Source organism: Sorangium sp. So ce367 (assembly GCF_051520455.1).
Classification (GTDB): domain Bacteria; phylum Myxococcota_A; class Polyangia; order Polyangiales; family Polyangiaceae; genus Sorangium; species Sorangium cellulosum_B.
Genome location: NZ_CP150334.1, coordinates 6,304,724 through 6,319,523, shown reverse-complemented (window position 1 = coordinate 6,319,523; position 14,800 = coordinate 6,304,724). Strand labels below are relative to the sequence as shown.

The 14,800-nt window shown below is 72.5% G+C and carries 8 protein-coding genes; 3 read left to right on the top strand and 5 right to left on the bottom strand.

Annotated elements, in window-relative coordinates; genetic code table 11:
• Window positions 1-71: 71 nt before the first annotated feature.
• Window positions 72-3,449: a CheR family methyltransferase gene (locus tag WME97_RS23955; RefSeq protein WP_437555063.1), complete on the bottom strand. Its 3,378-nt coding sequence runs from the start codon at window positions 3,447-3,449 to the stop codon at window positions 72-74.
• A 506-nt stretch (window positions 3,450-3,955) separates the two neighbouring features.
• On the opposite strand from WME97_RS23955, the gene WME97_RS23950 reads away from it, so the two are divergent.
• Window positions 3,956-4,690 (top strand): Uma2 family endonuclease, encoded by a 735-nt coding sequence (locus tag WME97_RS23950; protein WP_437555062.1) that lies wholly within the window; start codon window positions 3,956-3,958, stop codon window positions 4,688-4,690.
• Window positions 4,691-4,769: 79 nt separating this feature from the next.
• On the opposite strand, the gene WME97_RS23945 is transcribed toward WME97_RS23950, so the two are convergent.
• The 4 genes from WME97_RS23945 to WME97_RS23930 all read right to left on the bottom strand — a co-directional run bounded on the left by WME97_RS23945 (window position 4,770) and on the right by WME97_RS23930 (window position 11,795).
• Entirely contained in the window at window positions 4,770-5,678 is a 909-nt protein-coding gene (locus WME97_RS23945; protein WP_437555061.1) for a lysophospholipid acyltransferase family protein, read from the bottom strand.
• The gene (locus tag WME97_RS23940) at window positions 5,675-9,484 is read right to left on the bottom strand and encodes a serine/threonine-protein kinase (RefSeq protein WP_437555060.1); all 3,810 of its coding nucleotides are present in this window, start codon (window positions 9,482-9,484) and stop codon (window positions 5,675-5,677) included. Before WME97_RS23940 ends, WME97_RS23945 begins: the two co-directional genes overlap by 4 nt.
• Before the next feature lie 351 nt (window positions 9,485-9,835).
• A complete protein-coding gene (locus WME97_RS23935; RefSeq protein ID WP_437555059.1) occupies window positions 9,836-11,104 on the bottom strand; it encodes a hypothetical protein in 1,269 nt (422 codons plus the stop codon).
• A 391-nt stretch (window positions 11,105-11,495) separates the two neighbouring features.
• Window positions 11,496-11,795 carry a DUF433 domain-containing protein gene (locus WME97_RS23930; RefSeq protein WP_437555058.1) on the bottom strand — a complete coding sequence of 100 codons (300 nt, stop codon included), beginning with the start codon at window positions 11,793-11,795 and terminating at the stop codon, window positions 11,496-11,498.
• A 331-nt stretch (window positions 11,796-12,126) separates the two neighbouring features.
• On the opposite strand from WME97_RS23930, the gene zwf reads away from it, so the two are divergent.
• Window positions 12,127-13,716 carry a glucose-6-phosphate dehydrogenase gene (gene zwf, locus WME97_RS23925; RefSeq protein ID WP_437555057.1) on the top strand — a complete coding sequence of 530 codons (1,590 nt, stop codon included), beginning with the start codon at window positions 12,127-12,129 and terminating at the stop codon, window positions 13,714-13,716.
• Window positions 13,713-14,783 carry a glucose-6-phosphate dehydrogenase assembly protein OpcA gene (locus WME97_RS23920; protein WP_437555056.1) on the top strand — a complete coding sequence of 357 codons (1,071 nt, stop codon included), beginning with the start codon at window positions 13,713-13,715 and terminating at the stop codon, window positions 14,781-14,783. The genes zwf and WME97_RS23920 overlap by 4 nt, the downstream gene beginning before the upstream one ends.
• Window positions 14,784-14,800 lie beyond the last annotated feature (17 nt).

Below are 14,800 nucleotides of genomic sequence, written 5' to 3'. Positions count from 1 at the left end.
CCTGGTCCCTCCCCGCAGCGCCGCCCGGCCGGCCGCGTGCGAGCGCAGGAGAACGGCGTCGATTCAGCGCATCAGTCGTGTGCTTGTCGATCCTCGATCAGGGGCAGCCTGACCGTGAAGGTCGCCCCCTTGCCTTCCGTGCTGCGCACAAAGATCTGGCCGCCGTGCGCCCTGATGATCTCCCTGCAAATGAAGAGCCCGAGGCCCATGCCTCCGCCGGAGGGGGGGCCACCTCTCTCCACCTGGTAAAAGCTCGAGAACAGGTGAGGCAGGCTGGCCGCGGGGATCCCTGGGCCGTAGTCCTCCACGTCGAGCTCGGCGCCCCCGCCAGCGCGCCGCAATCGCACCTCGATCTGGGGGGTGCCGCTCGCGTGCTTGAAGGCGTTGATGATCAGGTTCATGAGGACCTGCTCCAGGCGCGCGGCGTCGCCCTTCACCACGAGCGGCTCCGCCGTGCCGGGGGGCAGCGCGACGTGGATCTTCGGCGTCGCAGCGAGCGACTGGGCGTTCTCGGCGGCGCTCGCGACCAGAGGGACGAGGTCCACGTCCTCGAGGTGGAGCTCGAACTTCCCGGTCTGGATGCGGCTAGCGCTCACGAGATCGTCGACCAGGCGCGCGAGGCGGTCGCTCTGGGTGCGGGCGAGCGAGGCGAAGCGGTGGAGGCGTGGGTCGCCGTCCGTGGGGAGCAGGCTGAGCAGCATGTCGAGGTAGCCGTGGAGGGGCACGAGCGGCGTGCGGAGCTCGTGGCTCGCGATCGCGATGAAGCGATCCTGCAGCTTGCGGAGGCTCCGGTCCGTGATGTCGCGGATGACGATCACGCCGCGCTCCGCGGTCTCTGCGGGGCGCGGGCTGGCGGTGGCGATGGGCTGGCCGGTGGCCTCGAAGTGCCGGCTCGCGCCGCCCGGGCCGGGGATGGAGAACTCGATCTGGAACTTCTCGCCTCGCGCGGCCCGCTGCTCCGGCGCGTCGTAGGCGGACAGCAGCCGGCCCTTCTCGTCCATCGCGGCGGCCCGGCCCTCACCGAACATCGTGAAATACGCGTCGTTCGTGAGCACCGGACGCCCGGCGCCGTCGACCACGAGGAGCGCGTCGCCCATGCTGTGCAGGATCGCGGAGAGCCGCGCCCGCTCGTTCTCGATCGGCGCGGAGAGCTCCTGAATCTCGCGGCTCCTCGCCTCGAGATCGGCGTTCGTGGTGTTCAGCTCCTCGATCGTCGCCTGGAGCTCCTCGTTGACGGTCTCCAGCTCCTCGTTGGTCGCCTGGAACTCCTCGTTCAGCGTCTCGACCTCCTCCATGGCGGCCTGCGCCTCCTCGGTGGAGACCATCAGCTCCTCGTTGAGGGCGCGGAGCTGCTCGTGCGCCGAGGTGAGCTCCTCGTTGGCCCGGAGCAGCTGACGGTTCTGCTCCGAGAGGCGGCGGATCATCAGCCTGTCCGCCTCGCCGGCGCGCTCCACCTGCGAGCGCGCGGCGGTCTGCGCGTCGAGCTCGGACCGCAGGCGATCGCGCTCGGCCACCGCCCGCTCGAGCTCCGCCCGGAGCTGCGCCCCCTGGGCGATCGCGTCGTCGCTGGCCTCCCGGCGCCGCACGGCCGCGGTGACGTCCTCGATCACCAGCAGCGCGACGCCGGGCTTGCTCGGGTCGAGCTCGATGCGGGGCGCGACGCAGGAGAGCTGGATGGTGGTCCGCTCGCCTTGCGGCGTCGGGTCGAGGGCGATCTCGATCGGATCCCGCGCCTCGCCCCGGAAGGCGGCGTCGATGGCCTCGAGCAGCGGCCGGTGGGGGATGACCTGCGCCAGGTGCACGAAGTCCTGCCCGAGCGCCGTGCCGTGGATGCCGAGCAGGCGCCGCGCCGCGAAGTTGATCTCCAGGATGTCATAGCGGCTGTCGATGACCACGATGCCCTGGCGGAGGCCCGAGAGCAGGAGGTCGATGGAAAAGCGGGCGCGCGGCTGCTCCCTGAGGGGCCGCATGGTCATGGGCTGGCTCTTGCCGCGGGGCGCTCGCTTGGGCGGCAGGGGAGGGACGGACGGCCCGGGGGGGATGAGGATGCGCTCACCGCGGCGGACGTAGATCTTGTAGTGGATGTCGTTGGGGACGAAGTACTCGCTGAGCGGGCTCGTCGTCTCGGCCTTGCCGAGCACGAGGTAGCCGCCTTCTCGCAGGGAGAAGGCGAAGAGGTGCAGCGTGCGGCGCTGGAGGTCGCTCGTGAAGTAGATGAGCACGTTGCGGCACACCACCAGATCGAGGTGCGGGAAGGGCGCGCGCTGGCCGAGGTCGTGCTCGCCGAAGACGGTGAGGCTGCGGATGCGCTTCTTGACCTGGTACTGGCCGTCGACCGCGACGAAGTAGCGCTCGACGAGGTCAGGGGGCAGGTCCTCGACGGCGCTCGCCGCATAGATGCCGCGGCGGGCGAACGCGATCGCCTCGCTGTCGACGTCGGTCGAGAAAATGCGGACGCTGAAGGCGTCGAGATCGTCCCGGAGCAGCTCGCTGACCAGGATCGCGAGCGAGTACGCCTCCTCGCCCGTGGCGCACCCGGCCGACCAGATCCGCAGCGCCTTGTTGTCGCTCCGGGCGTGCGCGATGAGCCCGGGCAGGACCACGTCCCGGAGGTGCGCGAAGAGATCGGGGTCGCGCATGAACTCGGTGACCTTGATAAGGAAGCTGTTGATGAGCCGCTGGAGCTCGTCGGGGTGCTCGGCGAGGTGCTGCCGGTAGGCCTCGATGGACTCCGTGTTGGTGGCCGCCATCCTGCGCCGGAGCCGGCGCAGGATGGTCGCCTGCTTGTACTTCCTGAAATCGATCCCACCCCGCTCGCGCACGAGATCGAGGAGCTCCTGGAGCCGCTTGTCGTCGTCCGCAGGGGGCTCGACGTACGAGCCCGTGAGCAGATCGTTGAGGATGGGCCCGATCCGATCGAGATCGGCCACGATGTCGACGGTGCTCGGGGCCAGCGACTCGGGCATGCCCGGGAAGCTCGCCGTCTGGGGGTTCTCGATGATGACGGTGCCACCGCTCTTCTTGACGTGGAGGGCGCCGGCGCTGCCGTCGGAGCCGTTGCCGGTCAGGACGACGGCGATGAGGCCCTCGCCGAAGACCTCCGCCGCGGTGCGGAACAGCATGTCGACGGACGGCTTGGGTCGCTCGGTGCTGTCGGGCCGGAGCCGGAGCTCGTGGTCCGTGATCTCCACGTCGCGCCCCGAGGGCACGACATAAACGACGCCGTCCTCGAGCGGGGAGACCGTGGCGACAGTGCGGACGGGCAGCGCGCTGCGGCGGGCCAGCACGTCGACGAGGTGGCTGGGCCGCCGGGGGTCGAGGTGCTGCGCGATCACGATCGGCGCCGGGAATGGAGGCCTGAACGTGGAGACGAGCGCGCTGAGGGCCTGGATCCCACCCGCCGAGCAGCCGATCACCACGAGCTGAGGTTTGATGCGGGGGTCTACCATGAGCCTGTAATGAGCTCTTATATACGAGAACCTCAGGACGGATGAGGTGCGACGGGGCGGTTATGGTCAAAATAGGGTCGAAAAATAAGGGCGCTCCTGAGCCTGGTGCAGCGCTTGGTCAGGCGTGTGTCCGGCGGGCGCGGCGGCGTCGCGCCTCCGGAGGGGCTCGACGAAGTAGGAAAATTCACTGACAGCCGCGAGAGGATGGAGTGAAGAGCTCGCGATTCGCGCGAAGAGCGCGTGATTCGCTCCAAGAGCTCGCGGACTCGGGCCGCGCTTGTGCGTCATTGCGCGCTCGTCTCGAAGTTTGTCATGCAGAGTTCTTCTGAAGTGCGCTTGTCGATGCGGCGCAGGGCGGCAGGCCGAGCCGGGAGCGGCGCGCCGTCGGTGCCCTGGCATCGTCACGGAGCTCCGTCGCGGCCGGTGGGGGGCCGTGGTACGGGGGGCCTCCGCGACGCGTTCGACGGCGAGGGCGACGAGCGGTACTCTCCCTGGAGGAGCGACGCATGGCCTTTCAGAGCGACACCTCGTTCGTCCCGATCCCGCCGCCCGGCGAGGACGAGCTGCCGTACGACGACGGGGAGCCGATGGAGTCCGAGCGGCATCGCAAGCAGATGGACCTCCTCATCGAGGCGCTGGATCTGCTGTGGAAGGAGCGCGACGACGTGTACGTCGGCGGCAACATGGCCGTCTACTTCAGCGAGCTCCAGGCAAAGAAGAACGATTTCCGCGGGCCGGACGTCTTCGTTGTGCTCGACACGGTGAGGCGCGAGCGCAAGTCCTGGGTCGTCTGGCAAGAGGACGGAAGGACGCCCGACGTGGTGATCGAGCTGCTCTCGGGGAGCACCGAGAACGTCGATCGCACCGACAAGATGCGGATCTACGCGAAGCTCCTGCGCGTGCCCGAGTACTACCTGTTCGATCCGTTCGCCGGCGTCCTCGAGGCCTACGCGCTCGATCTCGCCACGATGACCTACGCGCCCGTGGCGCCTGGCCCCGGTGGCGACGTGGCGAGTCCGCGGCTGCACCTCGGGCTCGGCGTCCGCCGCGGCACCTACCACGGCCTCGAGGCCGACTGGCTGCGCTGGCTCGGCCCCGAAGGGCGCGTGGTGCCCACGGGCGAGGAGCAGGCGCGGGCCGCCGAAGAGCGGGCCCGCGCGGCGCAGCACGAGGCGACGCTCCTCGCTGCGCGGCTGGCCGAGTACGAACAGCGGTTCGGCAAGCTGCCCGGCGGCGGCTAGCTCTGGTCCGAGGCTGCCGGGAGCCGCCCGGGAGAGCTGAAGCTCGACCCGGCGGCTTCGGACTGCCGTGGTGCCCGTCTCAGCGACGCGGTTCGGAGCGCTCCGGGCGAGCGGCCGCCTCGCCCCCCTCCCGGAGCGCCTCCGGCAACGCCGACGCCACGGCGGACCTGCACGCCTCCATCGAGGCGTGCAGCGCCTCGATCGACGCCCCCGGCGGGTCGAGCGGCGGGTGCACAACGACCCGCACGACGCCCGGCGCGGCGGCATAACGTCCCTTTGGCTGCAGCGCGCCCGCGCCGTCGATGGTCACCGGCAGGACGCGCGCGCCCGCGGCCGAGGCGGTCCGGAACGCGCCCAGCCGGAAGGGCAGGAGTCGGCCCGTCGCGCTCCGCGTGCCCTCGGGGAAGAACATCGTCGACCACCGCTGCATCAGGTTGCGCTGCGCCTCGCCGAGATCCGCAAGCGCGCCGCGGGCGCGCCGCCGGTCGACAGGCGTGTGGCCGTAGAGGCGCATGCCCCAGCCGAGCACCGGCACGCGGAACAGCGCGCGCTTCGCCAGGAACCGGAGCGGCGTGCGGCCCTGGAGCACCACGAGCAACGCGAGGATGTCGAGCGTGCTCTGGTGGTTCGCCGCGATCACGTACCGCTCCCCAGGCCGCGCGTGCTGGACGCCCTCGGCCTCGACGCGCACGCCGACCAGCCAGAGCGCCCCGCGCGCCCAGACGACCGAGAGCCGGTCGTGCATCTTCTGCCGGGGATCGAAGGGAAAACAGAGCAGCCCGACGGGGAGCAGCACGACGAGGAACAGCATCGCCCAGGCGTGGGCGAGCGCCGTGCGCACGACCTCGACCGCGCCGGCCGGCGCCGTGGCAGCGCCCGCGCAGCGCGCATCACGCTCACCGCCCGCCGTCGAGGCGACCTTCGCAGCGGCCGCGGATCCCTGCTCGCGCAGCCCCGCCCGCGTGGCGCCGCCGTCCTCCGCCGTCACTTGGCGACCGGCGGGGCCTCCGGCCCGTCGAAGCGGGGGACGAAGCCCTCCACCGAGGCCAGCGTCTCCAGCAGCGTGACGTGGCGGAGGCGCGGGATCGCCACGATCGTCGGCCCGCCGAGCTCCTCTTCCGGGACCGCGATCGTCGCCGCCGCCGCGAGCTCCGCCACCGTCGCGCCCACGATCTGCGTCGTGCCGACGTTGCTCGGGCCCGCGCTCCGGACCTCGCGCGGCAGATCGGCCCAGTACGCCCGCGGGGGGCCCTGGAACGCCGCCTCGGCCGGGACGCGGGGCCAGAACGTCGGATCCGTCAGGCCGAGCTCCTCGACGAGCGCCGCGCGCTCGGCGCGGACGCCGCGCGCAGCCCCCCCGTCGCCCAGCGTGTCGAGCGCCTCGGCGTGACGCTCGAGCGCCGTCACCAGCAGCGTCCGGTTGCCCGACGCGCGGATGAGATCGAGCGTCTCCCGGCCGTACGCGGCGAGATCGCCGGCCTGGCCGGCGTCGCCGGCGTCGTCGGCGAGCAGCGCCCGCGCGTGCATCCGGCCGACCCGGCCGAGGCTCACGGCGTACGCGTCGCCCGTCCCCGCCGAGCCGATCTCGATCGCCCGCTCGTAGGCGGCGAGCGCCTCGCGATGCAGGCCCTGCACGAAGTACACGTCGCCCAGGTACCCCTCCGCCCAGCCGCGCCCCATGCCGATGCCCAGCACGCCGCTCAGGTTGACGGCGTTCGCGATCAGCACGCGGGCCCGCGTGAGCTGGCCCATGTGGAACTGGTGCCGGCCCGCGTACATCGTCCCCATGTACAGATAGAGCCCGCTCAGGCCGTGCTCCTCGGCGTACGAGAGCAGCTGCGCTGTCGACCGGACCCCGAGATCCCAGTCGAACCGGCCCTCCGCGAGCACCGCGTGGTAGAACCACGTGCCGAGCAGCCGCACCGGGTCGCGCAGGCGCTCGGCGAGGCGCGCGGCGTCCGCGGCGTTCTGCTCGGCCTCGGCGTAGAAGCCGGACTGGCTCAGCGCGACGCACAGGATGCCGCGCGAGTGGCAGAGCTCGACGTACTCGCCCGCCGCCTCCGCGAGCTCGCAGCCGCGGCGGAGCGGCTCGGTCGCCGGGCCCACCTTGCCGGCCGCGCACAGCGCGCGCCCGAGGATGTTCGCCGGCAGGCACTGGTACGGGCGCAGCTCCGGGCTCGATCCGATCGCCTCGAGCGCCTTGCGGCTGTGGGCCACCGCGTCGGCAAACTCGCCCCGCACGTAGTGCACGCGCGACAGCGCGCTGGAGAGGGCCGCCGTGACGAGCGGCGTCTCCGGCAGCGCCCCCTGCGTGCGGCGGAGCAGATCGAGCGGCTCCGCCGTGCTGCCGAGCAGGCACGCCACGCGCGCGAGCTCGTGCGCGCAGCGGGCCCTCAGCTCGATCCGCCCCGGGTCGAGCGGCAGCCGCTCGAGCAGCGCGAGCGCCTGCTTCAGCCGGCGGCTGGCGCCGTGCGGATCCTGGAGCCGATCGGCCTCGCCCGCCGCGAGCAGGTACGTCGACGCGGCGCGGTCGAGCTCGCCGGCGCGCTCGACGTGGTGCGCGAGCGTCCCCGGATCGCCGCCGCGCAGCTCGATGCGCCGCGCGATGCGCCCGTGGTAGTCGGGGCGCTCCTCGGGCGGCACGCGGGCGGCGAGCTGCTCGCGCGCCGCGTCGTGCGAGAACGACGCGAGGCCTCCGTCCTCGCCGAGGCAGACGTAGTGCGCCGCGGCGTCGCGCAGGGCGCTGTCGACCTCCGCCGGGTCGAAGAGCCCGAGCTCGACCAGATCGTCGCGCAGGAACTGGCGGCCGATGAGCGCGGCGACGCCGAGGACCTGGACCGTCGTGGGATCGAGCGCGTCGATGCTGCGCGAGAGGACGTCCGAGACCGACGCGGGCGCGAGGTAATGCGCGTCGGCGCGGGAGATCTCGAGCGCGCCGCTCCGGCTGCGCTGCAGGAAGCCCTCGGTCTCCATGTTGCGGACGACCTGGATGTTGAAGAGCGGGTTGCCCGCGGCGAGCAGCGGGACGCGGCGCACGAGCTCCTGGACGAGGTCGTCCCCCGCGCCGCGGCCGAGCGCGGAGAGGAGCGCCCGGTTCTCCTCGGGCCGGAGCGGGCCGAGGTCGAGGCGCTCGACGTCCTTCCACGCGAGCCACCCCGCCGAGCGCGGCGTCATCGGCGACGAGCCCGGCGGGCCGCGCAGCGCCGACGAGCCGGGCGGGGGCAGCGATGACCCGGGCGGAGGCAGCGACGAGCCGCGAGCGAAGGGCGGCCGCGCCGTGCCGAGCAGCAGCACCGGCATCTCGCCGAGCTGATCCGAGAGGCGCAGCAGCACCTCCTGCGTCGCCTCGTCGGCCCAGTGCACGTCCTCGATCGCGAGCACGACCGGGATCTCCTCGGAGATCGCGCCGAGCAGCCGCAGGATCAGCTCGGCGACCCAGCGCGTTCCGCCCGGGCCGATGGCGCCGCCCTCATCGGCGAGCCCGACCGCGCGCGTCAGCTCCGGCACGAGCCCCCGGAGGAGGGCGGCGTCGTCGGCGATCACGAGGCTCACCAGCCGGCGGATGCGCGCCGCCCGGCTGTCGCCGTGCCGCTCCAGCCAGAGCGCGATCTGCGTCAGCGCCTCGCGGATCGCGGAGTAGGGCACGAGCCCGGAGAGCTCCCTGCAGCGGCCGTACGCGACGATCGCCGTGCCCGCCTGCTCGGCGCTCCGGAGCAGCTCGGCGACGAGGCGGCTCTTACCGACGCCCGTGTCGCCGACCACCACGGCCGGCCGCGGCTCGCCGCGCACAGCGCCCTGGACGAGCTCGATGAGCCGCCCGAGCTCCTGCTCGCGGCCGACGAAGGGCGCGTCGTGCGCGTCGTCGAAGGTCTCCGGCCCGGCGGCGTCGCGCTCGTGCGCTTGCGCCTCGGCCCCGGCCGGGGGCTGCGAGGTGCCGTGGAGCGTGACGTAATAGAGCTCCTTGAGCCGCGCGCAGAGCCGGGCCGCGCTGGAGAAGCGCCGCGCCGGGTCGCGCTCCAGGAGCTCCTCGACGAGCGCGACGACGGGCGCCGGCGTCTCGGGCGCCGCGTGGGCGAGCGGCACGAGCGTGCCGTAGACCTTCTGGTTGATGACGCTGTTGACGGTGCCGTCCGAGAACGGGAGCCGGCCGGCGAGCAGCTCGTAGAGCATGACGCCGACCGCGTAGAGGTCCATCCGGGGGCTCGGGCGCCCGAGCGCGCCCCGCTTCAGGCACTCGGGTGCCAGGTACGCGATGGTGCCCGCGTTGACGCGCGTGTGCTCGGGCTGGAAGCTCACGGTGAGCGTCGCCAGGCCGAAATCGAGGATCTTGAGCCGGGGCTCGTACGGATCGGTGAGGACGATGTTGCTCGGCTTGAGGTCGAGGTGGAGGACGTTGAGCGCGTGGCAGTGCGCGAGCGCCTCGGCCACGCGGCGCGCGATGCGCAGGGCCTCGATCGTGTCGAGCGAGCCCATCCGTGCGAGGTACCGGTCGAGCGTCTCGCCCTGCACGAGCTCCATCGCCAGGTAGAGGCCCACGCCGTCCAGGACGCCGTACGAGGAGAGCTTGACGAGCGAGGGGTGGCGCAGGCGGAGCAGCGCCTCGATCTCGTTCTGCTGGGCGAAGAGCTGCCCGGCGTTCTGGGCGCTCACGTCCTTGAAGATCTTGATCGCGGCGTCGTTTCCGGCCCCGTCACGGCCGCTGAACACGGCGCCGAAGCCGCCCTCGCCGAGGCGATCGGCGATCGTGTACTCGCCGATCCTGGCGCCGCGCTCGATCAAGGGATCGCCGACCATCGCTCCTGCCCTTCCGAGTACCCCGTCATCGTTCGCCGACGCACCATGATACCCCGGACGAGCGCCGCGACAGCGCGCAATGGCCTGGCAGCCTGCCGGAGGCACGCCGCCTCGACGGCTTGCCGCATCGCGGCTGTCTGGCCAAGAAACCTGCGTGCAACGTTGGGCGGCGCATCCGGCGCCGATCTCGGCCATCGCGCGCCGCGCACCGCGCACCGCGCACCGCGCACCGGAAAAGTGAGCTCGCATCCAGATCTGGGCCGCGAGCCCGGATTCGGCGCCTGAAATGACGACGGCGGCAGCCCCCGGGAGGGGACCGCCGCCGCGTCCGCGCTCAGGCCGCGCCGGGGATCAGGTCCCGCCGCTGGCCGAACCGCTCGCCGAGCCGCTGACGCTCGCGCTCGCCTTGATGTTGACGTCGATCGAGGCCGTCGCGCTGGCCGACGCGTCGACCGCGGCCGCGACGCAGGCGACCGCCTTGCCGCCGGCCTTGAGCGCCACGTCCTTCACCTCGACGCCCGCCTTGCCGACGCCGGACACCGCCGCCGCCAGCTTCTTGCCGGAGCCGAGCTGCACCTTCGCGATCGCCGGGAGCGACGTGCGGAGCGCGGCGACGAGCTTCTGCGCGTCGGCGTTCACCTTGCCGGTCGCCACGATGCGGACGTTCGGCGCATCGCACTTCGCCTCGCCGGCGGTCTTCGCCGTGCACTGCATCTGGCAGCTCGGGTCGACGCTCGGGGGCTTGAACTCGCCCGAGCACTTCGGCTCCTTGATCTCGGCGCTGCAGCCGCCGGAGCACGAGCCGGAGCACTTCGCCGCGGCCTTGACCTCGCAGGAGCCGGAGCAGCTGCCCTCGCAGGTGCCCGAGCAGGACCCCTCGGCCTTGGCGTCGCACTTGCCCTCGCAGGTGCCGGCGCACGCCGCGCCCTTCGAGTCCTTGCCGTCGCACTTGCCGTCGCACTTGCCGCCGCAGGTGCCCTTGAAGCCGACGTCGCACTTGCCCGAGCAGCTCGCGTTGCAGGTGCCGGTGCACGCCGCGCCGGCCTCGACGCTGCACTTGCCCTTGCACTCGGCGTCGCACTTGCCGCTGATCTCGCCGCCCTCACAGCTCGCCTCGAGCTTGCCGGGCTGCACCGGCGAGCCGCAGTCGCCGAGGCACTTCTGCATGGCGGTGATGTCGGCGTAGCACTTCGGCGGATCGATCTGGACGGTGATCTTCGCCTCGGCGTTCGCCTTGACGGCGGCGTTCACCTTGGCCGAGACCGCGCCGCAGACCTTCTCGGCGCCCTTGCCGCCGCTCGGATCGGCCTTCAGCTCCGCCTCGCTCATGCCGAGGTCCTTGCCGAGCTTGGCGCACGAGGCGATGAGGTCCGCCTCCATGGCGACGGTGAGCTTGTCGAGCGACGCGGCCGCCTCGAGGAAGCCCTTGATCTTGCCCTCGACCTCGGCGCCGCCGTCGAACTTCAGGTTCGCGATGCCGCCGTTCTTCATCTCGTCGCAGCCGCTCGCGGCCGACGCCAGGTCACCGGCGGGGCCAGGAAGGCTGTCCGCACCCGGGATCCCCTTGCCGCCGCAGTTCACGAGGAGAGGCGAAGCCAGGCCGAGAAGGGCCACGGGCATCGCAAACAACTTCCATCGATTGACGCTCATCTCAGAATCCCTCCGGCACCTCGATCGGTACCCCATGGAGCGCGGACCCTATACCAGCAGCCGCGAACTTGAAAGCTGGGACAGCCGCGATCCTGCGCGACGGTCACTCGTCATGCCGAGCAGCCCCGCACCGCGGGCTCCAGCGACGGACGGCCCTCATTGCCCCAAGTCAGGATGGCTGTAAAGAATCAAGCTGAGCTCATCCCGCGGGGACGGCGGTCTGCATCGCAGGTGGCGCGAGGCGTTTCACATATATATATGGCCCGAGGGAGCTCGCGCGGCGCGCACGGCGTCTGGCCCGCGGCGCCTCACGCGCGGGGCGCGCCCCGTCCCTTGCCCGCCGCGCCCTCTCGGGCGCCGCTCACTCGTCGTCCTCGTCGAAGGGGAGGTTCAGCTGAGAAAGCGGGCGCGCGCCGACCGTGGGCCCGCCCTGCTTCTTGAAGAGCAGCTGCTCGCGCGCGATGTCGGCCTCGATGAGGTCCTGGTTGTCGTACGCGAACGCGAGCGCGTCGAGCACGCGCGCGGGCCCGAGGTTCGGGTACCGCTTGAGCAGCGTCTCCACCGACGCGCCGCCGCGGTGCCACGCCCAGAGCCGCCGGACCGGGACGCGCGACCCGAGGACGTGGGGGCTCCCGGCGAGCACCTGGCTATCGCTTCGCACGTGGGGGTGGGGGACGCGGATTCGCGGGAGCACCGGCGCGGCCATCGCTCGGAGCAGCCTAGTACCGGTCGCGATCGGATGGAAGGGCGCCGCGAGCCGGCGGGCACGCTCGGCGCGGGCGCCGGGCTGCGCGGGCGCCGGGCTGCGCGGGCACGCTCGGCGGGCGCGCTCCGCCGGCACGCCCGCGCGAGGTCGTCGTCGCGCTCGTCGCGCGACCTCCGGCATCGTTCTCGCTTCGTTCCGCGCCCGCGCGTGCGATCCGGACTACCCTACGCCGCGGAGGCGCGCGAGCATCGTGCCCGTCGTCGTCACCGACCGGAGCTCATCCACCATGACCCAAGCCGAGAAGAACCCGCTTCGCGAAGGGATGCCCGAGGAGCGCACCGCCTCGCCGGCCGCGCTCGTCATCTTTGGCGCCTCGGGCGACCTGACGCGGCGCAAGCTGCTGCCCGCGGTCTACAACCTGACGCTCAGCCGGCTCCTCACCGGCGGCTTCGCCGTCGTCGGCGTGGCGCGGCGCCCGAAGCCGGACTTCGCGAAGGAGATGCGCGAGGCCGTCGGGAAGTACTCGCGCCGCCCGCTCGAGGAGGCGACCTGGAGCGAGCTCGAGAAGGGCATCAGCTACGTCCAGGGGGCGTTCGACGAGGCCGAGACGTACACCCGGCTCGCCGCGGAGCTCGAGCGGCTCGACGCCGAGCGCGGCACCCGCAAGAACCGGGTCTTCTACCTGGCCGTCGCCCCCGATCAGTTCGCGCCCATCGTGCGCGGCCTGCGCGCGGCGAACCTCGTCGCGCCGCCGTCGCACGAGAAGGACGCGCCGTTCCAGCACGTCGTCGTCGAGAAGCCGTTCGGCGAGGATCTGGAGAGCGCCCGCGCCCTCAACCGCGACCTGCTCGCCCACCTCGCGGAGTCGCAGATCTACCGGATCGACCACTACCTCGGGAAGGAGACCGTCCAGAACCTCCTCGTCCTGCGGTTCGGCAACACGATCTTCGAGCCGCTCTGGTCGCGCCAGCACGTCGATCACGTGCAGATCACCGTGGCCGAGGAGATCGGCGTCGAGGGGCGCGGCAAGTTCTACGAGAAGGTCGGCATCACGCGGGACATCGTGCAGAACCACGCGCTCCAGCTGCTCACGCTGGTCGCGATGGAGCCGCCGTCGTCGTGGGACGCGGACGCGGTGCGCGACGAGAAGGTGAAGGTGCTCCGCACGCTCCGGCCGATCGCGGGCCCGGACGCGCTGTCGTCGACGGTGCGCGGGCAGTATGCGCCCGGCATGGTGCGCGGCGAGAAGGTGCCCGGCTACACGGAGGAGCCGGACGTCGCGAAGGACTCGACGACGGAGACCTACGTCGCGATGAAGCTCCACCTGGACAGCTGGCGCTGGGGCGGCGTGCCGTTCTACCTGCGGGCCGGCAAGCGGCTGGCGAAGCGGGTGGCCGAGGTGGTGCTGCACTTCAAGCCGCTCCCGCACGGCCTGTTCAAGGGCGCCCCCGGCGCCACCGAGGAGCCGAACGCGCTCGTGATGCGCCTCCAGCCCGACGAGGGCATCTCGCTCCGCTTCGCGGCGAAGATCCCGGGCGGCGGCATCGCGATCCGCGGCGTCACGATGGATTTCCGGTACGGCGCCGCGTTCGGCTCCAGCACGCCCGAGGCGTACGAGCGGCTCCTGCTCGACGCGTTGCGCGGCGACGCCACGCTGTTCACGCGCGCCGACGAGGTCGAGGCGCAGTGGGGCTTCGTCGATCCGATCTTCGAGGGGTGGCGGACGCAGAGCGCGCCGATCGCGCGCTACGCCGCGGGCAGCTGGGGCCCGCCGGAGGCCGACGCCCTCGTCGAGCCCTCGTCGGACGACGTACGCGCCGTGTGCGGGGCCGGCGACGGGGGGAAGGCCCCGGAGCGGGCGTGGAGGCGGCCGTGAGCCGCGTCGCCGACGTCATCAAGCGGGTCGAGTCGGAGCTCGCCGAGTTCTGGTCGGCGCCCGACGAGTCGCGGGCGGAGCCGGCCCCGAAGACCCGCGCGTCGACCCTCAATTTCGTGGCGGTGGGGAGCCGCGCCGAGGTGGAGCGCCTGAAGGAGCAGGCCGAGGACCTCGCCGAGACGCACGCGGGCCGCACCCTGCTCATCACGCTCGACGACGGGCTCGACCCGCTGAGCGTCCAGGCCGACTGGTCGGCCACGTGCCGCCGCGCCGGCGAGGTGCCGATCTGCTACGACCGCGTGGAGCTCACGTTCGGGGTGGCCGCGGCCGAGCGCGTGGCTTCGGTCGTGAGCGCGCTCACGATCTCCGACGTGGCCGTGATCGTCGAGCTCGCGCCTGGCGCGCCGAACGTGCTCGGCGACGCGCTCGCGCCGATCTGCGATCGGCTGGTGTTCGACTCGGCCGAGACGTGCATCGAGCGCATCGCGGAGGTCGCGCGCGGGACGAGGGCGCCGCTCGCGGACCGGGCGTTCGTGCGGACGTTCTCGTTCCGCGAGCTCGTGGCCCGGTTCTTCGACGACATGCCGGAGGCGTGCCGGGCGATCCGGCGGGTGGAGATCGCGCGCAGCGCGGGGGCGAAGCCGGATCCGGCGGCGCTGTTCCTCGGCTGGATGGGCTCGCGGCTCGGCTGGACGTTCGAGTCGCGGGGGCCCGCGCCGTCCGGCGGCGTGGTCGGCCAGGCCCGCGGCGCGGACGGGGCGCCGATCGAGATCGCGCTGATCGACGGGCCGCCGGCGCCGGCGGACGCGCAGGCGTGGCGGCGGCTCGACGGCGTGCGCCTGTGGACGTCGCTGCGCGGCGAGCCGCTGGCGCTCGGCTGCGTGCGGCTCGACAAGGCGCCCGGCACGGTGCGGTGGACGATGGAGGGGGCGCGGTCGGCAGAGCACCTGCACCCGCTCGGCTACCGGGACGAGACGTGGGTGCTGGCGAAGACGATCGACTCGCTGGAGGGCGATCGGCTGCTGCGCGAGGCGGTGCTCGCCGCGGCGAAGTGGAGCGCCCTTTGACGAGGGCCGACAGGAGG